Raw genomic sequence first — 23,624 nt, forward strand, 5'->3', positions numbered from 1 at the left:
GCCCGGCGGCATCGCCGGTGCGAGGCTGACCGCGTTGCCGGTCGGGACGGCCGCCGCCGACGCCTGGCCCGGCGCGCCGACCGCGCCCAGCGCCGCCTGCTCCACCGTCTGCAGCGGGGATGCGTTAGTGGCCTCGGTGAGGGCGTATTGCGCCGCGCCGCCGCTCATGAGCTCGACAAACTGCTGATGGAAAAACGCGGCCTGGGCGCTGAGCGCCTGGTAGACCTGGGCGTGCGCGCCGAACAGGCTCGCGATGGTGGCCGACACCTCATCGGCGCCCGCGGCCAGCACCCCCGACGTCGGGCCCAACGCCGCCGCGTTGGCCGAGCTGAGCGACGAGCCGATATTCGCCAGGTCGGACGCCGCCGCGGCCAGGTACTCCGGCGTCGCGAACACGAACGACATCCCAACCTCCCGGGCGGGCCACGAGTGACAAAGCGATCGTCCGGTCATTAGACACGGACGCAATAGCCGTAAATCTATCGTAACCTTCGCGGTCCCCGCCGGGTTTCGCCAATTGCGCGGACCGGGAATGCACGAAGCCCGGGCGGCCCATCGGCAGCCCGGGCTTCGTATCGAACCAGACCTACTTGATGATCTTGACGACCCGGCCGGCGCCGACGGTGCGGCCACCCTCGCGGATGGCGAACCGCAGGCCCTCGTCCATGGCCACCGGCTGGATCAGCTTCACCGTGATGTTGGTGTTGTCACCCGGCATCACCATCTCGGTGCCCTCCGGCAGCGTCACCACACCGGTCACGTCCGTGGTGCGGAAGTAGAACTGCGGGCGGTAGTTGTTGAAGAACGGCGTGTGCCGGCCGCCCTCGTCCTTGGAGAGGATGTAGACCTGGCCCTCGAACTCGGTGTGCGGCGTCGTGGTGCCCGGCTTGGTGACGACCTGGCCGCGCTCGACATCCTCACGCTTGATGCCGCGCAGCAGCAGCCCGACGTTGTCGCCGGCCTGCCCCTGGTCGAGCAGCTTGCGGAACATCTCCACACCGGTGACGGTGGTCTTGGTGGTGGACGGGCGGATGCCGACGATCTCGACTTCCTCGTTGACGTTGATCACGCCGCGCTCCACACGACCGGTGACCACGGTGCCACGGCCGGTGATCGTGAAGACGTCCTCAACGGGCATCAGGAACGGCTTGTCGGTCTCGCGGACCGGGTCCGGGATCGACTCGTCGACGGCGTTCATCAGCTCCTCGACGGACTCGACCCACTTGGCGTCGCCCTCGAGCGCCTTCAGCGCCGAGACCCGCACCACCGGGGCGTCCTCGTCGAACTCCTGGGCGGCCAGCAGCTCGCGGACCTCCATCTCGACGAGCTCGAGCAGCTCCTCGTCGTCGACGGCGTCGGCCTTGTTCAGGGCGACCAGGATGTAGGGCACGCCGACCTGGCGGGCCAGCAGCACGTGTTCGCGCGTCTGCGGCATCGGGCCGTCGGTCGCGGCGACCACCAGGATCGCGCCGTCCATCTGGGCGGCGCCGGTGATCATGTTCTTGATGTAGTCCGCGTGACCGGGCGCGTCGACGTGGGCGTAGTGCCGCTTGTCGGTCTGGTACTCGACGTGCGCGATGTTGATGGTGATACCGCGCTGACGCTCCTCGGGGGCGTTGTCGATCTGGTCGAACGCCTTGGACTCGTTCAGGTCCGGAAACTTGTCATGCAGGACCTTGGTGATAGCCGCGGTCAGGGTGGTCTTGCCGTGGTCAACGTGACCGATGGTCCCGATGTTGACGTGGGGCTTGGTCCGCTGGAACTTCGCCTTCGCCACTGTTGTGTCCTCCGACTTGTTGGTGCTTGTTAAGCAGTGTTGATGTTTTTAGTTGTGCCGCGGTTAGTGACCCGGCAAGGTTACTCCGACCAGATCCTCACTGGCCCGTCGCCTTAGCGATGATCTCCTTCGACACGTTCGCCGGCACTTCGGCGTACGAGTCGAACACCATGGAGTAGTTCGCCCGGCCTTGAGTCTTGGACCGCAGGTCGCCGACGTAGCCGAACATCTCCGACAGCGGCACGTGCGCCTTGACCACGCGTGCACCGCTCCGCTCCTCCATGGCCTGAATCTGGCCACGGCGGGAGTTCAGGTCGCCGATCACGTCGCCCATGTAATCCTCGGGCGTGGTGACCTCGACGGCCATGATCGGTTCCAGGATCACCGGTTGTGCTTGCGCGGCAGCCTTTTTCAGCACCTGCGAACCGGCGATCTTGAACGCCATCTCCGAGGAGTCGACCTCGTGGAAGGCGCCGTCGAGCAGGGTGACTTTGAGGTTCACCAGCGGGTAACCCGCCAGCACGCCGTACTGCATCGCGTCCTGCGCACCGGCGTCCACCGACGGGATGTATTCCCGCGGGATGCGGCCACCGGTGACCTTGTTCTCGAACTCGTAGGTCGCACCGTCTTCGCCGGTGAACGGCTCGAGGTTGATGATCACCTTCGCGAACTGACCCGAGCCACCCGTCTGCTTCTTGTGGGTGAACTCCACGTTCTGCGCGATCCGCCTGATGGTCTCCTTGTAGGCCACCTGCGGCTTGCCGACGTTGGCCTCGACCTTGAACTCGCGACGCATGCGGTCCACCAGGATGTCCAGGTGCAGCTCGCCCATCCCGCCGATCACGGTCTGGCCGGTCTCCTGGTCCAGGTGCACCTTGAACGTCGGGTCCTCCTCGGCGAGCTTCTGGATCGACAGGCTCAGCTTCTCCTGGTCGCTCTTGGTCTTGGGCTCGATGGCCACCTCGATGACCGGGTCGGGGAAGGTCATCGATTCGAGGACGACCTGGTCGTTCGGGTCGCACAGGGTGTCGCCGGTGGTGGTGTCCTTCAGGCCGATCACCGCGTAGATGTGACCCGCCGACGCCGTGTCCACCGGGTTCTCCTTGTTGGAGTGCATCTGGAACAGCTTGCCCAGCCGCTCCTTCTTGCCCTTGGTGGAGTTGATGACCTGGCTGCCGGAGTCGACCTTGCCCGAGTACACCCGGACGTAGGTCAGCTTGCCGAAGAACGGGTGCGTGGCGACCTTGAACGCCAGGGCGGCGAACGGCTCGTCGGTCGACGGCTTGCGCACGACCTCGACGTCCTCCTTGCCCGGCGCGTGGCCGATGGCCGGCGGCACGTCCAGCGGCGAGGGCAGGTAGTCGATGACCGCGTCCAGCATCGGCTGCACGCCCTTGTTCTTGAACGCGCTGCCGCACAGCACCGGGTAGGCCTCCGAGCTGATGGTCAGCTTGCGGATGGCGCCCTTGATCTCCGCGACGGTGAGCTCCTCGCCGCCCAGGTACTTGTCCAGCAGCGCCTCGTCGGTCTCGGCGACGGCCTCGAGCAGCTTGGTGCGGTACTCGTCGGCCTTCTCCTGCAGGTCGGCGGGAATGTCGACCACGTCGTACTTCTCGCCGAGCTTGGCCTCGGCGCTCCACACCTTGGCCTTCATCTCGACCAGGTCGACGACGCCCTCGAAGTCACCCTCGGAGCCGACGGGCAACTGAATCGGGATGACGTTGGCGCCGAGGCGCTCCTCCATGGTGCGGACCGAGAAGTAGAAGTCGGCACCGATCTTGTCCATCTTGTTGACGAAGCAGATCCGCGGGACGTCGTATTTGTCGGCCTGCCGCCAGACCTGCTCGGACTGCGGCTCGACGCCCTCCTTGCCGTCGAACACGGCCACTGCGCCGTCGAGCACGCGCAGGCTGCGCTCCACCTCGACGGTGAAGTCGACGTGGCCGGGGGTGTCGATGATGTTGATCTGGTTGTCGTTCCAGAAGCAGGTGGTGGCCGCGGAGGTGATGGTGATACCCCGCTCCTGTTCCTGCTCCATCCAGTCCATGGTGGCGGCGCCGTCATGGACCTCACCGATCTTGTAGCTGATGCCGGTGTAGTAGAGGATGCGCTCCGTCGTCGTCGTCTTGCCGGCGTCGATGTGCGCCATGATGCCGATGTTGCGGACCTTGGTCAGGTCGGTCAGCACGTCCTTCTGTGCCACAGAAGTCTTCCCACTCTTTCGATTGCTCGGTTTGCTGTCGTGTTTACGCCGGCGACGATGCCGGCGTGCTCACCAGCGATAGTGCGCGAAGGCGCGGTTTGCCTCGGCCATCTTGTGGGTGTCCTCACGCCGCTTGACGGAGGCCCCGAGGCCGTTGCTGGCATCGAGGAGCTCGTTTGCCAGCCGCTCGATCATGGTCTTCTCGCGGCGCTGCCGGGAGAAGCTGACAAGCCAGCGCAGCGCCAGCGTGGTGGACCGGTCCGGACGCACCTCGACGGGCACCTGGTAGGTCGCACCACCGACGCGGCGGCTGCGGACCTCCAGCGCGGGCTTGACGTTGTCGAGAGCACGCTTGAGCGTGATCACGGGGTCGGTGCCCGTCTTTTCCCTGGCCTGCTCGAGCGCACCATAAACAATGCGCTCGGCGAGCGATTTCTTCCCTTTGAGCAGAACCTTGTTCACCAGCTGGGTCACCAGCTGCGACCCGTAGACCGGGTCGTTGACCAGCGGACGCTTGGGTGCGGGCCCCTTGCGCGGCATCAGCTCTTCTCCTTCTTGGCGCCGTAGCGGCTGCGAGCCTGCTTGCGGTTCTTGACCCCCTGGGTGTCGAGCGAACCGCGGATGATCTTGTACCGGACACCCGGCAGGTCCTTGACCCGGCCCCCACGCACCAGCACCATCGAGTGCTCCTGCAGGTTGTGACCCTCGCCCGGGATGTAGGCGGTGACCTCGACCTGGCTCGTCAGCTTCACGCGCGCGACCTTCCGAAGCGCCGAGTTCGGCTTCTTCGGGGTGGTGGTGTACACGCGGGTGCATACGCCACGGCGCTGCGGGCTGCCCTTCAGGGCCGCGGTCTTGACCTTGGCGATCTTGTCGCGGCGACCCTTTCGGACCAGCTGCTGAATGGTTGGCATCTACCGGCTTTCTGTGTTGAGGTTCGTGTTCTGGTCAAGCTGTTAAGTCTGTGTACTGCAGTTTTGCCCCGCCCCGGGATGACTCCAGTACCCCGCGGCCGGGTGTGTCGCAAGCGCTCGGCACGGGCGTCGATCCGGTGCGTCGGGGACATGCGAAGTAGCCCGGCATCCGCTTCCTTACGTCAGGCGCCGTAAGCCGCCAGGCACGAGCCACCACAATACCCGTCGCCGGTCTCGCAGGTCAAAGCGGCGGCAGACTAGTTCGGCGCAGGGTGATGCTGCGCGGTGCGCCTGTCCAGACCTGTCGCCAGCCGCAACACCATGTCGGAGAAGAGCGCGTCGGTGTCGATGTCGTCCATGACCCCGGTCATCTCCAGCAGCACGAAGCCGTGCAGCGCGGACCAGAATTCCAGCGCGGCGTGGAAGGCCTCCTCGCCGCCCAGGCCGTAGGACGCCAGCACGGAGATCACGGGCGCGGCCGCGCCCCTGGTGGCGGCCGCGTACTCGGGGTCGTCGCCGCCCAGCGGCATCCGGGTGAACGCCGAGTACCGACCGGGGTGGTGATGGGCGTAGCTGCGGTAGGCGCCGGCCATCACCAGCACCGCGTCGTCCCGGGCGCGGCCCTCGCCGACCCTGTTCAGCATCGTGATGATGTCGTCGATGACGCGGATCCGCACGGCGCGGCGCAGGTCCTCCAGGCTGTCCACGTGGTTGTACAGGGACGGTCCCTTGGTCCCGAGCTGGGTGGCCAGCGCGTTGATCGTCAGCGAGTCCCAGCCCTCGCGGTCCAGGAAGGTCAGGGCGCCGTCGACGATGCCCTCGCGGCTCAGCTTGGCCGGGCGCGAACCCGACTTCCCGGCGCGCTGGCGCCCCGCCGCCGGCGGCGGTTCTGGAGCTGCCATGGCGATCGCCCTTCGAGTGGTCCGGGTTGGTTGACTAATGACTCTAGTTGACGATGGGCGCAAAACCGGTGAGCCGATAACCCTGCCGTCGACTGGGCGGATGCACGTAATCTCTTTCCAGGCCGATCCGCACGCCGTAAGGGGGCTCGCAGTGAAGTGGACAACCGCCGCGGGGCCGCTGGTCACCTGCGCGCTCGTCATCGTCGCCCCCTTCCCGCCCGCGCACGCCAAGAACGGCGACACCCACGTCACCGGGCAGGGCCTCGAGCAGACGCTGGACTGCAACGATGCCACGCTGATCGTCAACGGCACGGCGAACGTCGTCAACGCGAAGGGCAACTGCTGGGCGGTGACGGTGATGGGCTCGGGCAACACCGTGATCGCCGATTCGGTCACGCACGACATCACCGTGTACGGCTACGACGAGACCGTGTTCTTTCACGGCGGCGACCCGATCCTGTGGGACCGCGGCCGCGAACTGGGCATGACCAACCGGCTCCAGCAGGTGCCGGGCTGACGCACCGAACCGAGGGAATCGAGGATCAATGCGTGACCACATCACCGACCGCCCGTCCCGGCTGGCCGCGCTCGCCTGGGCGCCGGCGGCCGCGGCGTTAGTGCTGGCGGGCTGCAGTTCCACCGCCAACCCGCCCGGGGGCTCCACCGCGACGACGACGAAGAGCACCAGCACGAGCACGAGCGCCGCGGCGGGCCCGACGAGCACCAGCGGGGCGAGCACCACGGCGTCGGTCGAGATCGGCAACACGCTGAACTACGGGTCGATGGGGACCACAGCCACCCTCGATTGCGCCAGCGGCAAGTCGCTGAACGTGGGCGGCTCGAACAACACGCTGACCATCACCGGCACCTGCGAGACGGTGACCATCGGCGGTGCCGGCAACAAGATCACCCTGGACAAGGTCAATACGCGCATCACCGTGGTCGGGCTGAACAACACCGTCACCTACAAAGACGGCGATCCCAAGGTCGACAACCTCGGCTCGAGCAACACCATCAGCAAGGGCTAACTCGCCGGCGCTCCGTGCCGGCCCGCGCCCGCGGCGAATCGCCCGGCCCCTTCCGCGGCTTCCGCGGCAACCCTTGCGATGCTTGCGAATTCGAAGTCGATGGCCTCGGGTTCCGGCGTCCCCCATTGGTGTAGCGCCGAGCGTCGGTCCGACCGCAGGCACTGCTGCGGCAGGGCGGCCAATTGGGCCGCCAGTTCCTCGGCGGCTTGCCTGGCTTGGCCTTTGGGCACGACGCGGTTGGCCAAGCCCATCGCCAGCGCCTCGTCGGCTTGCACGCCGCGGCCGGTGAGGATCATGTCCATCGCGCGGCTCTGCCCGATCAGCCTGGGCAGCCGCACGGTGCCGCCGTCGATGAGCGGCACGCCCCAGCGCCGGCAGAACACCCCGAACACGGCGTCCTCCTCGGCAACCCGCAGATCACACCACAGGGCCAGCTCCAGGCCACCGGCGACGGCGTAGCCGCTGACCGCGGCGATCACAGGTTTGGACAGCACCATCCGCGTCGGCCCCATCGGGCCGGGACCCGTCCGGTGCACGGCGTTGGCGTCGGGCGTGCCGAACGCCTTCAGATCGGCTCCGGCGCAAAAGGTTCCGTTGTCGCCCCACAGCACGGCCACCGACGCCTTGTCGTCGCGGTCGAATTCCTCGAACGCCGCATAGAGCGCGGCCGCCGTCGGGCCGTTGACGGCGTTGCGCGCCCCCGGCCGGTCGAGGATCACCGTGGTCACGGCGCCGTTGCGCTCCACGCGCACTGGATCGCTCATGTCACCTCCAATAGGTTCGGGTCACGTCGTTCGAGCAGTTCGGTGGCGAAGTCGTGGTACGCGGCGCGCAGCCGCTTGCCGGGCCAGTCGGCCGGCAACAGCTCCTCGGGCAGAACCGGGTCGGTGAGCAGGTGGCGCACGGTGGCCGCGGCTGCCACGAAACGGGCGGGAACGTCGGCGGCGGCGGCCATCTCGTCGAGCAGGAGGTGGCCGGTACGCGACCAGGCGGTCAGGTCCCACAGCTGGGCGGCCAGGTCGGCGGGGGCCGGATCGCGAGCCGTGAGGATGCGCCCTCTGTTCGACACGTCGTCACCCAGGTCGACGCCGAGGTTGTCGGGCCGCATCCAGACTCCTTCGCGCAATTCGCCAAAGCGCTTGTCGTGCATGGCGGTTCGCAGCGCCGCCCGGGTACGGGCGTCACCACCCACGCTGGTCACGATCAGCACGACCCACTCCCCGCGCCACCGCCGCACCTGCGGGTCGATGGCATCGTCCTGCCGGCGCTGACGGGCCAGCAAGCGATCTGAGAGCCGGTAGCCGCCGGCGGAGCGGATCAGGTCGCCCGCGCCGACCATGCGAGTCAGCGCCACCCGAAGCGCCGACTCCTTGATTCCGAAATCAGCTGTGAGCCTGATCAATTCGCCGGCGGTGGCGCATGCCGGGTGGGCGCCGAGCAGCACGCTGAGCACCACCGACCGGGCCGTCATGTCCGGCATGGCTCATACCCCCGACGCTTTGCGGCCGTGGTCCCCGAACGGCTCGTCGCGATGCCGCACCGCCTCCCGAAAGCCGTGCTCGACCGCGTCGGCCACGAAGGCGTGCCCCTCGGGCGTGTGCCGGGCGACGCCGTCGAACACCGTGCTGACCATCCTGCTGGTGGCGACACCCTGTTGCAGCAGAGCGGAATTGAGCGCGAGCTTGACCATGATCAGCTGGTTGACGGGCACCGCCGCGATGCGCTCCACGAGCCGCTCGGTGCGCTCGTCGAGGTCCTCGGGAGCCGGCGCCTCGACGGCGAGGCCCCACTCCGCGGCCTGCGCACCGGTGATGCAATCGCCGGTGAGCAGCAGTCGTTTGGCGCGCTGATCACCGAGCCGGTGCGCCCACAGGCCGGCCGCCGGCACTCCCCATACCCGCGTGGGCGGGTAGCCGATCTTGGCGTCGGCGGCCGCGATCACCTGGTCGGCGTGCAGCGCGATGTCGGTGCCGCCGGCCACGCAGTAACCGTGAATCTTGACCACCGTCGGCTTGTCGGCGTGCATCAGGCTGGAGAAGCCGCGCACGAAGCGGCTCATCATCTGGTAGTCGATCATCGGGTCCCACGGCTGGTTCGGCAGATGGTTGACCGCCTGGGCCTTGCCATCCAGCACCGTGCCCTGATACGCGCCGGTCCCCCCGGCCGAGCCGGTGCGATCGGCGTAGGCGCTCAGGTCGAACCCCGCGCAGAAACCCTCACCCCGGCCCGACACCAGGATGACGTGCACGGCGGGATCGAGGTCGGCGCGCTCGACCAGCGCCGAGAGCTCCAGCGGCGTGTCCGCGACGATCGCGTTGCCCTTCTCGGGCCGGTTGAAGGTGATGCGCGCAACCCGATCGGTGACCTCGTAGGTCATCGTCTTCAGGTTGTCGAAGTCGACCGGCCTGATGGCGTGAGTCATGTTGCGGCTCAGCCCTTTACCAGGCTTCGCTCCAGAATCGGCGCCAGGTCCAGGCCGGTGGGCATGGTGCCGAACGCCCCGCCCCACCGGCCGTCGAGCCGGGTGGCCAGGAACGCCTCGGCCACGGCGGGGTGTCCGTGGCGCACCAGCAGCGAGCCCTGCAGCGCGAGGCAGATGTCCTCGGCGACCTTGCGGGCCCGGTATTGGATCGTGTCCAGCTCGCCCAGGTCCTGTCGCAGCCGATCGACGTGGCCGCCCAGCCGCGGGTCCTGTCCGGCGCCGTCCGCCAATTCGGCGAACAGCACCTCGATGCATTCGGGGCGAGTCGCCATGGCGCGCAACGTATCCAGCGCGCCGACGTTGCCCGAGCCCTCCCAGATGCCCATCAGCGGCGCCTCGCGGTAGAGGCGCGGCATCCCGGAATCCTCGACATATCCGTTGCCGCCCAGGCATTCCAGCGCCTCGGCGGCGTGCGGGGTCGCGCGCTTGCACACCCAGTACTTGCTGGCCGCCAGGCCGATCCGGCGCAGCAGTGCCTCGCTCGCATCACCCCGGATCGCCCTGTCGGTGGCGCCGGCCATCCGCATCGCCACGATCGTGGCCGCCTCGGCCTCCACGGCCAGGTCCGCCAGTACGTTGCGCATCAGCGGCTGGTCGATCAGGTAGGCGCCGAACGCCTTTCGATGCTGGGCGTGGTGGATGGCGCGGGTCAGGCCGGTGCGCATGCTGGTCGCGCTGCCCAGCGTGCAGTCCAGCCGGGTGAGGTTGACCATCTCGATGATCGTCGGGACGCCGCGGCCCTCCTCGCCCACCAGCCACGCGACGGCGCCCTCGTACTCGACCTCGCTGGAGGCGTTGGCGTGGTTGCCGAGCTTGTCCTTGAGGCGCTGCAAAAACATTCGGTTGCGGGTGCCGTCGGGCAGCACCCGCGGCAACAAGAAGCACGACAGCCCGCCCGGGGCCTGCGCCAGCACCAGGAAGATGTCGCACATCGGCGCCGAGGTGAACCATTTGTGGCCGGTCAGGCTGTAGCTGCCGTCACCGTTGGGGCCAATGGGGATCGCCTGCGTGGTGCCGGCGCGCACGTCAGAGCCGCCCTGCTTCTCGGTCATCGACATGCCCGCGGTGATGCCCGCCTTCGTGGTGGCCGGCTTGAGCTCGGGGTCGTACACCCGACTGGTCAACAACGGCTCGTACACCGCGGCGAGTTCGGGGTTGTGGCGCAGCGCCGGGACTACGGCATACGTCATCGAGATGGGGCAGGTGTGGCCGGGCTCGACGTTCCAGACCGACATCTTGGCGGCGCGCACCACGTGGGCCCCCGGCCGCTCGTCGGCCCATGGGGCGGCGTGGACGCCGTGCGCGATCGCCGCGCGCATCAGCTCGTGGTAGGCCGGGTCGTACTCCACCTCGTCGACGCGGTGCCCGTATTGGTCGTGGGTGTGCAGCACGGGCCGATTGCGATCGGCCAGCTCGCCCCAAAGCTGAGCTTCGCGGGTGCCCGCAAGCGCCCCGAGCTCGGTCACCTCTTCGACGCCCCACTGCCCGCCCTCGCGGATCAGGGCCTCGACGAGCACAACGGACGTCGCTGGGTTGTGGTTTTCCAGCGGGGGAACCTGGTTGGTGACGACGTGGGTCTCCGGCATGCACCCCATGTTACATTTTTGCGACAGCCGCACAAGACCTGTAATGCTCAGCCTGGGTGGGCCGCGAAGAATTGCCACAGCGTCTGGGTCGCGAAAGGCGGCCACTCGTGACCGCCCCCGTCGACGGTGACGAGCACGACGCCGCGGCCGTCGGCACATCCGGCCGTCGATGTTGTGACCGGGCCGCTGGTGGTGGCCGTCGGGGCGCCGCATCGATCGACGTTGCGCCAGAACGCATTCACCTCCGGTACCGACGGACCGTTGATGACGCTGAAGCCCTGCCCGCCGTTGTACGGAACGAGGCGGTCGGTGGTGCCGTGAACGTGGATGACCGACGTCGGACGCGGGGCGCCGCACGCGTTCAGCTGCGTCCCGGCGACCGGGCCGATCGCCGCGAAGATGTCGGTGGCGCACGCCAGCGTGAAGGACATGATGGCGCCGTTGCTCATGCCGGTGGCATACACCTTGGCGGGGTCGATGCCGAGGTTCTTGGCGACGTCGGCCACGGCGGCGCTGATGAACCCGACGTCGTCGACGCCCTCACGTCCCGGCCGGCCGCAGCAGGTTTCCCCGTCGACGTTCCAGGCCCGGCCCAGGCCGTCGGGATAGGCGACGATGAACTTGCCCGAATCGGCCAAACCGTCCCAGTGGTAATCCCTTTCGGCCTGCCTGGCGCTGCCGGAATAGCCGTGCAGAACCACCACCAGTGGGGCCGGCGTGGACGCTGCCGGGGGCTTGTACAGCCGATAGGTGCGATCCCGCCCGCCGACACTGAGGTGGTGCAGGCTGGTCCCGTTGACGAAGCCCGACGGCGGCTCGGGCCACGGCGAGCAACCCGCGGCCAGGAGAACCACCCCGAACAGCGTCGCCAGCCGACCGAGCATGGGCCGCGGGTCAGCCGCCGGTCTTTTCCCGCAGGAACGCGATGTCGTCCTTGCGGCCCTCGTCAGCGGTTTCGCAGATGACGGGCGCGTCGGCGGCCTCGACGACCGCGGCCAGCAGCTCGGGATCGATCTGTCCGGTGCCGAAGTTGGCGTGCCGGTCGGCGCCCGAGCCCGCCGCGTCCCGCGAGTCGTTGCAGTGCACCAGGTCGATGCGGCCCGTCAGCGCCTTGATCCGGTCGACCGCGTCGATCAGCTCCTCGCCCGCGGCCCACGCGTGGCAGGTGTCCAGGCAGAAGCCGATGCCCTTGTCGCCGATGCGATCCCACAGCCTGCCGATGGTGTCGAAGTAGCGGGCCATCGCGTGGTCGCCGCCGGCGGTGTTCTCCAGATAGACCGCCACGTCGGTTTCGAGGTAGTCCAGCGCCTTGACCCACCGCTCGAAGCCGGCCTCCATGTCGTTGTCGTCGGCGTGGCCGCCGTGCACGATCACCGCTGTCGCGTTGATCTCCGACGCCGCGTCGCAGGTGTCCTGCAGGATCTTGCGCGACGGGATGCGGATGCGGTTGTTGGCCGACGCCACGTTGATGAGGTAGGGCGCGTGGACGTACAGCGGGATCGTCGACGCCTTCAGCGCGTCGGCGTCGTCGCGCGGCTTGGGCTTCTTCCAGCTCTGCGGGTTGCCGAGGAAGAACTGCACCGCGTCGGCGCCGTCGGCCTGCGCGGCGGCCAGGGGATCGTCGCTGTGGACGTGCGAACCGATGAGCACGGTGGCCAGTCTAGTGAGGAGTGGCGACGCCATGGACCGCCCACGCACCGATAGGTGACTTTCAAAAGCGGTAGCACCGGCGCTATCGCATTCGCGGATCGAGTGGTGGGCCCGCGTGGTGCTGATGCGACGGATGTGCCGCGATACCTGGCTGACTTTCGCTGTATGCCTGAGCGAATAGACTTTTTTCTCATGCAGCTCGTGCGGGTGGATACCGGCGCTGTGCAGGCGATGTCCGACCGGTGGGCCGCCGCCGCGGGCGAACTTACGGCCACCGTGGCTCCTGCCGGGGTCGGCTTGTCCTGTCAAGCCAGCGCCGCGGCGGTAGCAGCCGCCCGTGCCGACGTCGCGGCGTTCACTGCAGGGCTGGCCATCCGGGTCGGCGGCCACGCCACCCGAGTCGGCGATGCCGACGCCGCCTACCTGGCCAACGAAGCCGATGCCACGCACGCGATGACGGCAATGATGGCTCCCTTCACCTCCGCGTAGCCATGGCATCGGTTGCGGGAATTGCCGGCCTCTCGGAGCTGGCGGCCTGGCCCACGGAGCATCTCACCGAGGCCGCCGAGCACTGGGAAGCGGTGGCCGGGCGCAGCTACGCGGTGGCCAGTCAGGTGTGGCGCGACGCGCTATCGACGGATTGGCACGGCGAGGGCGCCGAGGCGCTGCGTACCGCGACGCATGCCGACATGCTGACGACCAGCGCAGCCGCCGACCAGTTGCAAACGGCGGCCAAGGTGGCCCGCAGCGGCGCCTCAGATCTCTACGCGGCGCGATCGCGGGTGCGCTACGCGATCGAAGACGCGAATACGGCGGGATTCGATGTGGGTGAAGACATGTCGGTGACCGACCGCTCCACTGGCGGATCGGCCGCGCAGCGCGCCGCGCGGCAAGCTCAGGCGCAAACCCTCGCCGCAGACATCCGCCAGCGTGCCGCTCAACTGGTCGCGCTCGATCAACAGGTCGCCGGCAAAGTCGCCGCAGCCATGGCCGGAATTCGGGAAACCTTCCCGCCGCAAAGCCGCGCCTCCGACACGCCGTCGCTGAAACCGATGATACAAACCGTCGACAACCACACTTTCAAACAAGACCCATCGCCTCCGCCATACCCGATCAACGACGTGATCGCCCAGGCTACGGACCTAGATGGCAACTATGTTGTGCTTCGGCGCGGCTACTACGACGAGCGCACGCAACAGGGGTTTGGGTGGGACAAGGCTTATTGGAGGCATCATGTGGTCAACCCCAACGTGTTCAAAGATCTGATCTCACATAGTCGGCCGATCAGCAATGATGATGGCACTCTCGTTTATGAGGTTCCGATCAACCGCGTCCACTGCACACAAGGGCCGTTGGGACTCACCGACTGCGAGGATACTGGCGAACAGGTGACGATGAGGATCGTGGCAAATATCAACGAAGGGCGCGGCGGCATCCCCGACGGGGGTCAGAAAGGCGTTATCTCGATGTATCCCGTCGCGGGCGGAAGTGGAGTGGTCGAAGTGGAACCGGGCTGGACACTGTGCCCGCCATGGGTGAATAAAAATGTGCCCATCAACTGAAGCTACCGACGCCCAACGCGAGTTCGCGGTAGATGTATTGCGAAATCTGTTGCGCCACATCCACCGTCAGAACTGCGCAGGACACGAGCCGTTTCTTGTTTCCCATGCTTGGACAGATGGACCGATGATGTATTTGGTGTACACCGCACCGCCATCGGACAGAACTTGGGGACTCGTTCGCGACACCAGAGACTCGATCATCGACCCCGGCCCGTGGCCGGACCTGGACGAGGCGGTGCTTTACTACTACCTGGTTGACTTTGAGGAGAATCAACCCTCCTCATCTCTTCGCCGGCCAGGCGAGCCCGACACCATTTGGTGGTTCGGCTTCCCGCGCGACAGTCTCCCCGAGCACCCGTCAGATATTCCCGAGACGTACCGGTATACGCAGCCGACACGAACGTCATCGGCGAAGCACGACCGAGCTCGAGATCGGCCTGTGATCGACGAGCCTCGCCTGTACGGCAACCGGCACTGAGCCCTGGGGCGCGAACGAAAAAGCCCCGGGCGAAACCCGGGGCTCTTTCTCGATTGACTACCGGTAGTCGCTGTAGCCGTAGTCGTCCAGCGGGACCGCGGCGCCAGTCGCCTGGCCGAAGTCCGGGCTGTAGTAGTGATCCTCGTAGGACGGGATCGTGTACGCCGCGGCGCGGGCCTCCTCGGTGGGCTGCACCTGGATGTTGCGGTACCGGTTGATGCCGGTACCGGCCGGGATCAGCTTTCCGATGATCACGTTCTCCTTCAGACCGTTGAGCTTGTCGCTGCGGCAGTTGATCGCCGCATCGGTCAGCACTCGCGTGGTCTCCTGGAACGACGCCGCAGAAAGCCACGAGTCGGTGGCCAGCGACGCCTTCGTGATACCCATCAGCACCGGACGGCCGGCGGCGGGCTCGCCGCTTTCGGCGACCACCCGGCGGTTTTCCGCCTCGAACTCCGCGCGGTCGATCAGCGAGCCGGGCAGGAACTCCGTCGAGCCCGAGTCGATGATGGTGACGCGGCGCAGCATCTGGCGAACGATCACCTCGATGTGCTTGTCGTGGATCGACACACCCTGCGCCCGGTACACCTCCTGGACCTCGCGGACCAGGTGGATCTGCACCTCGCGCGGGCCCTGCACGCGCAGCACCTCGTGCGGGTCGGCCGAGCCCTCCATCAGCTGTTGGCCCACCTCGACGTGGTCGCCGTCGGACAGCACCCGCTCGGAGCCGTCCTCGTGCTTGAACACCCGCAGCCGCTGCCGCTTGGACAGCTTGTCGTAGACAACCTCCTCGCCACCGTCGTCGGGGACGATGGTGATCTTGTAGAAGCGCTCACCGTCCTCGAGGCGGACGCGACCGGTGACGTCGGCGATCGGGGCCTTGCCGCGCGGGACGCGGGCCTCGAACAGCTCCTGCACCCGGGGCAGACCGCCGGTGATGTCCTCACCGACACCACCCTGGTGGAAGGTACGCATCGTCAGCTGCGTGCCGGGCTCACCGATGGACTGGGCCGCCACGATGCCGACGGCCTCGCCGATGTCGACCAGCTTGCCGGTGGCCATCGAGCGGCCGTAGCAGGTCGCGCAGACACCCGTGCCGGTAGTGCAGGTCAGCACCGAGCGCACCTTGACCGACGTGATGCCCGCCGCCAGCAGGGCGTCGATCTCCGGGTCGCCCAGGTCCTCGCCGCGCGCGACGACGACGTTGCCGGCCTCGTCGACCGCGTCGGTGCCCAAAGTCCGCGCGTACGCCGAGGTTTCGATGTACGGGTCGCGGATCAGCGTGCCGTCCGGCTGGCGCTCGGCCAGCTCGACGACGATGCCGCGCTCGGTCTCGCAGTCGTGCTCGCGCACGATGACGTCCTGGCTCACGTCCACCAGACGACGGGTCAGGTAGCCCGAGTCGGCGGTGCGCAATGCCGTGTCCGCCAAGCCCTTCCGGGCGCCGTGGGTGTTGATGAAGTACTCCAGCACCGTCAGGCCCTCGCGGAACGACGACTTGACCGGACGCGGGATGAACTCACCCTTCGGGTTGGTCACCAGACCCTTCATGCCGGCCAGCGTCCGGGTCTGGGTGAAGTTACCCGTGGCGCCCGAGTCGACGATCGTGATGATCGGGTTGTCGGCGGGGTAGTGCTCGCGGAGCGCCTGACCCACCTCGTCGGTGGCTTCCTTCCAGATCTCCACCAGCGCCTCGTTGCGCTCGTCGTGGTTCAAAGCGCCACGCTGGAACTGTTTTTCGACCTTGTCGGCGCGCTCCTCGTAGTGGTCGAGGATCTCCTTCTTGCGCGGCGGAACCAACACGTCGGCCATCGAGACCGTGACACCACTGCGGGTCGCCCAGTAGAAGCCGGCGTCCTTCAGCTTGTCGACGGTCTGCGCGACCACGATCATCGGGTAGCGCTCGGCCAGGTCGTTGATGATGGCGGCCTGGACCTTCTTGTGCATCTGCTTGTTCACGAACGGGTAGCCCACCGGCAGCAGCTCGTTGAACAGCACCCGGCCCAGCGTGGTCTCGGCCATCCAGGCGTCGCCCTGCTGCCAGCCGTTGGCGCCGAACAGCTCGGCCTCGATCTCGGCCGGCGGACGCAGCTGCGTCAGCCGCACCTTGATCTTGGCGCGCACCGAGAGCACCCCGCGGTCGGACGCCATGATCGCCTCGGCCGGCGAGGAGTACACGCCGACCTCCGGGGTGTCCTTGGCGGCCGGCGAGTATTCGCCCTTGTCGCCAGGGACCTCGGTGGTCAGGTAGTACAGCCCGGTGACCATGTCCAGTCGCGGCATGGCCAACGGACGGCCGGATGCCGGCGACAGGATGTTGTTCGACGACAGCATCAGAATGCGGGCCTCGGCCTGCGCCTCGGCGGAGAGCGGCAGGTGCACGGCCATCTGATCGCCGTCGAAGTCGGCGTTGAAGGCCTCACACACGAGCGGGTGCAGCTGAATCGCCTTGCCCTCCACCAGCATCGGCTCGAAGGCCTGGATGCCCAGCCGGTGCAGGGTGGGCGCGCGGTTCAGCAGCACCGGGTGCTCGGCGATCACCTCCTCCAGCACGTCCCACACCTGGGGACGCTGGCGCTCGACCATCCGCTTGGCGCTCTTGATGTTCTGCGCGTGGTTGAGGTCGACGAGCCGCTTCATCACGAACGGCTTGAACAGCTCCAGCGCCATCAGCTTGGGCAGGCCGCACTGGTGCAGCTTGAGCTGCGGGCCGACCACGATGACCGAACGGCCGGAGTAGTCGACGCGCTTGCCGAGCAGGTTCTGGCGGAACCGGCCCTGCTTGCCCTTGAGCAGATCGGACAGCGACTTCAGCGGGCGGTTGCCCGGCCCGGTGACCGGGCGGCCGCGGCGGCCGTTGTCGAACAGCGCGTCCACCGACTCCTGCAGCATCCGCTTCTCGTTGTTGACGATGATCTCGGGCGCGCCGAGGTCGATCAGCCTCTTGAGGCGGTTGTTGCGGTTGATCACGCGGCGGTACAGGTCGTTGAGGTCACTCGTGGCGAACCGGCCGCCGTCGAGCTGGACCATCGGGCGCAACTCCGGCGGGATCACCGGGACCGCGTCGAGCACCATGCCCATCGGGGAGTTGCCCGACTGCTGGAAGGCGGCGACCACCTTCAGCCGCTTGAGCGCGCGAAGCTTCTTCTGCCCCTTGCCACTTCGGATCACCTCACGCAGCGAGTCGGCCTCGGCGTCGATGTCGAAGTTCTCGATCAGCTTCTGGATCGACTCCGCACCCATGGCGCCGGTGAAGTACTCGCCGTAGCGGTCGACGAGCTCGCGGTAGAGGTTCTCGTCGACGATCAGCTGCTTGGGAGCCAGCTTGGTGAAGGTGCTCCAGATGTCCTCCAGCCGGTCCAGCTCGCGCTGGGCGCGGTCGCGGATCTGGCGCATCTCCCGCTCGCCGCCGTCGCGAACCTTGCGCCGCGCATCGGCTTTCGCGCCCTCGGCCTCCAGCTCGGCCAGGTCGGCCTCCAGCTTCTGGGCCCGGGCCTCCAGCTCCGCGTCGCGCTGGTCCTCAACACCCTTGCGCTCCACCATCATCTCGGCCTCGAGCGTGGACAGCTCGTTGTGCCGCATCTCGTCGTCGACCGAGGTGATCACGTACGCCGCGAAGTAGATGATCTTCTCGAGATCCTTCGGGGCCAGGTCGAGCAGGTACCCCAGCCGGCTCGGCACGCCCTTGAAGTACCAGATGTGCGTGACGGGGGCGGCGAGCTCGATGTGGCCCATCCGCTCGCGGCGCACCTTGGCGCGGGTCACCTCGACGCCGCAGCGCTCACAGATGATGCCCTTGAAGCGGACGCGCTTGTACTTGCCGCAGTAGCACTCCCAGTCGCGAGTCGGTCCGAAGATCTTCTCGCAGAACAGGCCGTCCTTCTCCGGCTTCAGCGTGCGGTAGTTGATCGTCTCCGGCTTCTTGACCTCGCCGTAAGACCATTGCCGGATGTCCTCCGCGGTGGCCAGGCCGATACGGAGTTCATCGAAGAAGTTGACGTCGAGCACGTAACTCCCTTTCCCCTTGCGGGTTTAGTAATTGTGTTGCCAAGTCCACTAAGCCAGATCTTCTACGGAGGCGGATTCGTTGCGGGACAGGTTGATTCCCAGGTTGGCCGCGGCCCGCTCCAGGTCCTCGTCCTCGCCCTCGCGCAGCTCTATGGCCGCGCCGTCGGACGACAGCACCTCGACGTTGAGGCACAGCGACTGCAGCTCCTTGAGCAGCACCTTGAACGACTCGGGGATGCCCGGCTCCGGGATGTTCTCGCCCTTGACGATCGCCTCGTAGACCTTGACCCGGCCGACGGTGTCGTCGGACTTGATGGTCAACAGCTCCTGCAGCGTGTACGCGGCGCCGTAGGCCTGCATGGCCCAGCACTCCATCTCGCCGAACCGCTGGCCACCGAACTGCGCCTTACCACCCAGCGGCTGCTGGGTGATCATCGAGTACGGGCCGGTGGAGCGGGCGTGGATCTTGTCGTCCACCAGGTGGTGCAGCTTCATGATGTACATGAAGCCGACGGTCACCGGGTACGGGAACGGCTCGCCGCTGCGGCCGTCGAACAGCACCGCCTTGCCGTCGCCGTTCACCAGCACGTCGCCGTCGCGGTTGGGCAGCGTGGCGGACAGCAGGCCCTGCAGCTCGGCCTCCTGCGCGCCGTCGAACACCGGCGTCGACACGATGGCGTTGGGCTCCGCGTGCAGCAGGTCCTCGGGCAGGTTGGCGGCCCACTCCGGGGTGCCGTTGCCACTGTCGACCTTCCAGCCGCTGTGCGCGCACCAGCCGAGGTGCGTTTCCAGGATCTGGCCGATGTTCATCCGTCGCGGCACACCGTGCGTGTTCAGGATGATGTCCACCGGGGTGCCGTCCGGGAGGAACGGCATGTCCTCCTGCGCCAGGATCTTCCCGATCACGCCCTTGTTGCCGTGCCGGCCGGCGAGCTTGTCGCCGTCGGAGATCTTGCGCTTCTGGGCCACGTACACGCGGACCAGCTCGTTGACCCCGGCCGGCAGCTCGTCGTCGTCCTCGCGGGAGAACACCCGGATGCCGATGACCTTGCCGGACTCGCCGTGCGGCACCTTCAGCGAGGTGTCGCGAACCTCGCGGGCCTTCTCGCCGAAGATCGCCCGCAGCAGCCGCTCCTCCGGGGTCAGCTCGGTCTCACCCTTGGGCGTGACCTTGCCGACCAGGATGTCGCCGTCGCGGACCTCGGCGCCGATGCGCACGATGCCCCGTTCGTCCAGGTCCGCCAGCACCTCGTCGGAGACGTTCGGGATGTCCCGGGTGATCTCCTCGGCGCCCAGCTTGGTGTCGCGGGCGTCGATCTCGTGCTCCTCGATGTGGATCGAGGTGAGCACGTCCTCTTCGACCAGGCGGTTGGAGAGGATGATCGCGTCCTCGTAGTTGTGGCCCTCCCACGGCATGATCGCCACGAGCAGGTTCTTGCCCAGCGCCATCTCGCCGTTCTCGGTGCACGGACCGTCGGCGATGACCTGGCCGGCCTCCACGCGGTCACCGGCGTCCACGATCGGCGACTGGTTCGCGCACGTGCCGTGGTTGGACCGGGCGAACTTGCGCATCCGGTAGGTGTGCCGGGTGCCGTCGTCGGCCATCACGGTGATGTAGTCGGCGGAGACCTCCTCGATCACCCCGGCCTTGTCCGCGACGACGACGTCGCCGGCGTCGATCGCGGCGCGCAGCTCCATGCCGGTGCCCACCAGCGGCGCCTCGCTGCGCACCAGCGGAACCGCCTGGCGCTGCATGTTGGCACCCATCAGGGCACGGTTGGCGTCGTCGTGCTCGAGGAACGGGATCATGGCGGTGGCCACCGACACCATCTGGCGCGGCGAGACGTCCATGTAGTCCACCTCGGACGAGGGCACGTACTCGACCTCGCCCGCCTTCCGGCGGACCAGCACGCGGCCCTCGACGAACCGGCCGTCGGCGTCGATCGGCGAGTTGGCCTGCGCCACCACGTGGCGGTCCTCCTCGTCGGCGGTCAGGTAGACGATCTCGTCGCTGACCACTCCGTCGACCACCTTGCGGTACGGCGTCTCGATGAACCCGAACGGGTTGACCCGGGCATACACCGACAGCGAACCGATCAGGCCGATGTTCGGGCCCTCCGGGGTCTCGATCGGGCACATGCGGCCGTAGTGCGACGGGTGCACGTCGCGGACCTCGAGGCCGGCGCGCTCACGGGACAGGCCGCCCGGGCCCAGCGCCGACAGGCGGCGCTTGTGGGTCAGCCCCGACAGCGGGTTGTTCTGGTCCATGAACTGCGAGAGCTGGCTGGTGCCGAAGAACTCCTTGATCGCGGCGACCACCGGCCGGATGTTGATCAGCGTCTGCGGCGTGATCGCCTCGACGTCCTGAGTCGTCATCCGCTCCCGGACGACGCGCTCCATCCTGGACATGCCGACCCGGATCTGGTTCTGGATCAGCTCACCGACCGTGCGGAGCCGGCGGTTGCCGAAGTGGTCGATGTCGTCGGTCTCCACCGGCACCTCGACGCCGCCGGGGACGGTCATCGTGGCCTGGCCCTCGTGCAGGCGGACCAGGTACTCGATGGTCGCGACGACGTCCTCTTCGGTCAGCGTCGTCGTCGTGATCGGGTTCGCGGAATCCTTCGCGTTCAGGCCCAGCTTCTTGTTGACCTTGTAGCGGCCCACCCGGGCCAGGTCGTAGCGCTTCTCCTTGAAGAACAGGTTCTCCAGCAGGGTCTGCGCGGACTCCTTGGTCGGCGGCTCGCCCGGACGCAGCTTGCGGTAGATGTCCAGCAGCGCCTCGTCGGTGCCGGCGGTGTTGTCCTTCTCCAGCGTCGACATCATGATCTCGGAGAAACCGAACCGCTCGGTGATCCGCTCGGCGGTCCAGCCGAGCGCCTTGAGCAGCACGGTCACCGGCTGCCGGCGCTTGCGGTCGATGCGCACGCCGACGGTGTCGCGCTTGTCGACGTCGAACTCCAGCCAGGCCCCGCGGCTGGGGATCACCTTGACGCTGTGCAGCGTCTTCTCGGTGGACTTGTCGATGGTCTCGTCGAAGTACACGCCGGGCGAGCGCACCAGCTGGCTGACGACGACGCGCTCGGTCCCGTTGATGATGAACGTGCCCTTCTCGGTCATCATCGGGAAGTCGCCCATGAACACCGTCTGGCTCTTGATCTCACCGGTGTTGTTGTTGATGAACTCGGCCGTGACGAACAGCGGGGCCGCGTAGGTCATGTCCTTGTCTTTGCACTCGTCGACCGGCGCCTTGACCTCGTCGAAGCGCGGGTCAGAGAAGGACAGCGACATCGAGCCCGAGAAGTCCTCGATCGGCGAGAGCTCGTAGAGGACCTCTTCCAGGCCGCCCACCGGGTTGGCCTCTCCGCGAGCCGCGGCGGCCTCGCGCCAGTGCGACGAGCCGATCAACCACTCGAAGGAGTCGGTCTGCACGTCGAGAAGCCCCGGAACCTCGAGCGGTTCGCGGAGCTTGGCGAAGGAAACTCGGTTAGGTGCCCCGGGCACGGAGCCATTGGTGGAACTTGAGTTTTCGGAACTCTGTTGGCGACGCTTGCTCTGGCGGGAATCTGCCAAGATGCATCCTTCCAGCACCTCGTGCGACTCACGGGAACCGGGAACACCGGTCTGCTCGCCGCATCAATTTCTTCGGTATGGCCGGCGAACGAACTGCCCGGATCTCACGCGCGCAACTAAGTAGCTAAGCCGCGGGGTGGGGGCTCAGGCTAAGACCACAGTGTCAAGTGGCGGGTGAGGTGGGCAGGAGGTAGCCAGCGCAACGTCCAACAATAGCGCAGGCGCGCGCATTCCTCAACTACCCACAACAAACTGCCCAGGGACATCGGCGCTGGCTGGCATATCGACTTTCCCGTGAGCACATGCTGCCCAACAGACTGACCCGTTTACGCCCTGTCGTCAAGGGGGCGGGGCGGCAAGTTGCACTGAGTTATCGCAAATTTCTCAGATGACACCGCCGGGCCAGGCCGCCGCCGGGCCGCTAGCCGCCGCCGAACTCGTTCGCGCGGTATTTGTGGGTGCCCTCCAGGTCGTCGAGGATCGCCGCCTGGGCCTTCTTGGGCAGCGTGTGCAGAATCTCGCGGACCCGGGCCTGGCGGCGCGCGACGGCCTTGCGCTCCGGCATGCCCGGCGTCGCGACGATCTGCGGCGGCACGCCCTCGATTTCCTCCACACCGCCGGCGTGGTGGCCCGCGTCGAGCAGGGCCTGCTCTTCGGCCATGGTCGCCTCGTCCTTTTCCTCGGACATGCCGATCGGGCCGATGCGCCGGCCGTTGAGGAACTGCCGCACCACCGGCTCGTCGCTGGTCAGCAGCACCTCGCGCGGGCCGAACATGACCAGCTTCCGGCGGAACAGCATGCCCATGTTGTCCGGCACGGTGCGGGCGATGTTGATGTTGTGCGTCACGATCAGGACGGTGGCGTCGATCTGGGCGTTGATGTCGAGGATCAGCTGGCTCAGGTAGGCGGTACGAACCGGGTCCAGACCCGAGTCGGGCTCGTCGCACAGGATGATCTGCGGGTCCATCACCAGCGCCCGGGCCAGGCTGGCGCGCTTGCGCATACCGCCGGAGATCTCACCGGGGAACTTCTTCTCGTCGCCGCCCAGACCCACCAGGCTCAGCTTCTCCATGACGATGTCACGGATCTCGCTTTCCTTCTTCTTGGTGTGCTCGCGCAGCGGGAACGCCGCGTTGTCGAACAGGTTCATCGACCCGAACAGCGCGCCGTCCTGGAACATCACCCCGAACAGGGTGCGGATCTCGTACAGCTCCTTGGCCGAGCATTCCAGGATGTCCGTGCCGTCGATCATGATCGAGCCGCGCTCCGGCCGCAGCAGACCGATCAGCGACTTCAGGAACACCGATTTGCCGGTACCCGACGGCCCCAGCAGCACGCTGACCTCCCCGGCGGGGATATCCAACGACACGTCTTCCCAAATCCTCGAGGGACCGAAGGACTTGGTCAGTCCCCTCACCTCGATAGCGACGCCCATGGGAGATCCTTCCGTCGACGCTTGTGCCC

Annotated in this window: 19 protein-coding genes; 4 read left to right on the forward strand and 15 right to left on the reverse strand. The window is 67.2% G+C overall.

Going from position 1 to position 23,624, the window contains the following annotated elements; translation table 11 throughout:
* The 6 genes from A5696_RS09770 to A5696_RS09795 form a co-directional block, all read right to left on the reverse strand.
* The coding region (locus A5696_RS09770; protein ID WP_156738321.1) for a PE family protein at nucleotides 1-405 on the reverse strand (405 nt) is incomplete at its 3' end.
* Nucleotides 406-586: 181 nt separating this feature from the next.
* Nucleotides 587-1,777 carry an elongation factor Tu gene (tuf, locus tag A5696_RS09775; RefSeq protein WP_067877088.1) on the reverse strand — a complete coding sequence of 397 codons (1,191 nt, stop codon included), beginning with the start codon at nucleotides 1,775-1,777 and terminating at the stop codon, nucleotides 587-589.
* Between the two features lie 97 nt (nucleotides 1,778-1,874).
* Nucleotides 1,875-3,980: an elongation factor G gene (fusA, locus tag A5696_RS09780; protein WP_067877091.1), complete on the reverse strand. Its 2,106-nt coding sequence runs from the start codon at nucleotides 3,978-3,980 to the stop codon at nucleotides 1,875-1,877.
* Nucleotides 3,981-4,049: 69 nt separating this feature from the next.
* Complete coding sequence (gene rpsG, locus A5696_RS09785; RefSeq protein WP_067012878.1) at nucleotides 4,050-4,520, reverse strand: 30S ribosomal protein S7; 471 nt, start codon at nucleotides 4,518-4,520, stop codon at nucleotides 4,050-4,052.
* Nucleotides 4,520-4,894, reverse strand: coding sequence for a 30S ribosomal protein S12 (gene rpsL, locus A5696_RS09790; RefSeq protein ID WP_007167812.1), 375 nt, complete (start codon nucleotides 4,892-4,894; stop codon nucleotides 4,520-4,522). Before rpsL ends, rpsG begins: the two co-directional genes overlap by 1 nt.
* A gap of 257 nt (nucleotides 4,895-5,151) precedes the next feature.
* Nucleotides 5,152-5,796: a TetR/AcrR family transcriptional regulator gene (locus A5696_RS09795; RefSeq protein WP_067877094.1), complete on the reverse strand. Its 645-nt coding sequence runs from the start codon at nucleotides 5,794-5,796 to the stop codon at nucleotides 5,152-5,154.
* Between the two features lie 151 nt (nucleotides 5,797-5,947).
* Here A5696_RS09795 and A5696_RS09800 point away from each other — a divergent pair, with 151 nt between their 5' ends.
* The gene (locus tag A5696_RS09800) at nucleotides 5,948-6,313 is read left to right on the forward strand and encodes a DUF3060 domain-containing protein (protein ID WP_067877097.1); all 366 of its coding nucleotides are present in this window, start codon (nucleotides 5,948-5,950) and stop codon (nucleotides 6,311-6,313) included.
* A gap of 28 nt (nucleotides 6,314-6,341) precedes the next feature.
* Nucleotides 6,342-6,824 (forward strand): DUF3060 domain-containing protein, encoded by a 483-nt coding sequence (locus tag A5696_RS09805; protein ID WP_067877100.1) that lies wholly within the window; start codon nucleotides 6,342-6,344, stop codon nucleotides 6,822-6,824.
* Here A5696_RS09805 and A5696_RS09810 read toward each other — a convergent pair.
* The 6 genes from A5696_RS09810 to A5696_RS09835 are packed head-to-tail and all read right to left on the reverse strand — an operon-like array spanning nucleotide 6,821 to nucleotide 12,542.
* Nucleotides 6,821-7,588 carry a crotonase/enoyl-CoA hydratase family protein gene (locus tag A5696_RS09810; RefSeq protein ID WP_067877103.1) on the reverse strand — a complete coding sequence of 256 codons (768 nt, stop codon included), beginning with the start codon at nucleotides 7,586-7,588 and terminating at the stop codon, nucleotides 6,821-6,823. The genes A5696_RS09805 and A5696_RS09810 overlap by 4 nt on opposite strands.
* Nucleotides 7,585-8,304 carry a PaaX family transcriptional regulator C-terminal domain-containing protein gene (locus A5696_RS09815; protein ID WP_067877106.1) on the reverse strand — a complete coding sequence of 240 codons (720 nt, stop codon included), beginning with the start codon at nucleotides 8,302-8,304 and terminating at the stop codon, nucleotides 7,585-7,587. The genes A5696_RS09810 and A5696_RS09815 overlap by 4 nt, the downstream gene beginning before the upstream one ends.
* A gap of 3 nt (nucleotides 8,305-8,307) precedes the next feature.
* On the reverse strand, nucleotides 8,308-9,246 hold the full coding sequence (locus A5696_RS09820; RefSeq protein WP_067877109.1) for a crotonase/enoyl-CoA hydratase family protein: 939 nt from the start codon (nucleotides 9,244-9,246) through the stop codon (nucleotides 8,308-8,310).
* Nucleotides 9,247-9,254: 8 nt separating this feature from the next.
* On the reverse strand, nucleotides 9,255-10,892 hold the full coding sequence (locus A5696_RS09825; RefSeq protein ID WP_067877112.1) for an acyl-CoA dehydrogenase family protein: 1,638 nt from the start codon (nucleotides 10,890-10,892) through the stop codon (nucleotides 9,255-9,257).
* Nucleotides 10,893-10,939: 47 nt separating this feature from the next.
* Nucleotides 10,940-11,776, reverse strand: coding sequence for a PHB depolymerase family esterase (locus A5696_RS09830; RefSeq protein WP_067877115.1), 837 nt, complete (start codon nucleotides 11,774-11,776; stop codon nucleotides 10,940-10,942).
* A 10-nt stretch (nucleotides 11,777-11,786) separates the two neighbouring features.
* The gene (locus A5696_RS09835) at nucleotides 11,787-12,542 is read right to left on the reverse strand and encodes a deoxyribonuclease IV (RefSeq protein ID WP_067877118.1); all 756 of its coding nucleotides are present in this window, start codon (nucleotides 12,540-12,542) and stop codon (nucleotides 11,787-11,789) included.
* A gap of 192 nt (nucleotides 12,543-12,734) precedes the next feature.
* Between A5696_RS09835 and A5696_RS09840 the strand changes: the two genes are divergently transcribed.
* Nucleotides 12,735-13,031, forward strand: coding sequence for a hypothetical protein (locus A5696_RS09840; RefSeq protein ID WP_067877395.1), 297 nt, complete (start codon nucleotides 12,735-12,737; stop codon nucleotides 13,029-13,031).
* Between the two features lie 2 nt (nucleotides 13,032-13,033).
* Entirely contained in the window at nucleotides 13,034-14,104 is a 1,071-nt protein-coding gene (locus A5696_RS09845) for a hypothetical protein (RefSeq protein WP_067877121.1), read from the forward strand.
* A 535-nt stretch (nucleotides 14,105-14,639) separates the two neighbouring features.
* Here A5696_RS09845 and A5696_RS09850 read toward each other — a convergent pair.
* The 3 genes from A5696_RS09850 to A5696_RS09860 form a co-directional block, all read right to left on the reverse strand.
* Entirely contained in the window at nucleotides 14,640-18,590 is a 3,951-nt protein-coding gene (locus tag A5696_RS09850) for a DNA-directed RNA polymerase subunit beta' (protein WP_067877124.1), read from the reverse strand.
* A 48-nt stretch (nucleotides 18,591-18,638) separates the two neighbouring features.
* Nucleotides 18,639-22,160: a DNA-directed RNA polymerase subunit beta gene (locus tag A5696_RS09855; protein WP_156738322.1), complete on the reverse strand. Its 3,522-nt coding sequence runs from the start codon at nucleotides 22,158-22,160 to the stop codon at nucleotides 18,639-18,641.
* Between the two features lie 421 nt (nucleotides 22,161-22,581).
* Nucleotides 22,582-23,595: an ABC transporter ATP-binding protein gene (locus A5696_RS09860; protein WP_067877130.1), complete on the reverse strand. Its 1,014-nt coding sequence runs from the start codon at nucleotides 23,593-23,595 to the stop codon at nucleotides 22,582-22,584.
* Nucleotides 23,596-23,624: the final 29 nt, after the last annotated feature.

The organism is Mycobacterium sp. E2699 (genome assembly GCF_001666745.1).
Classification (GTDB): domain Bacteria; phylum Actinomycetota; class Actinomycetes; order Mycobacteriales; family Mycobacteriaceae; genus Mycobacterium.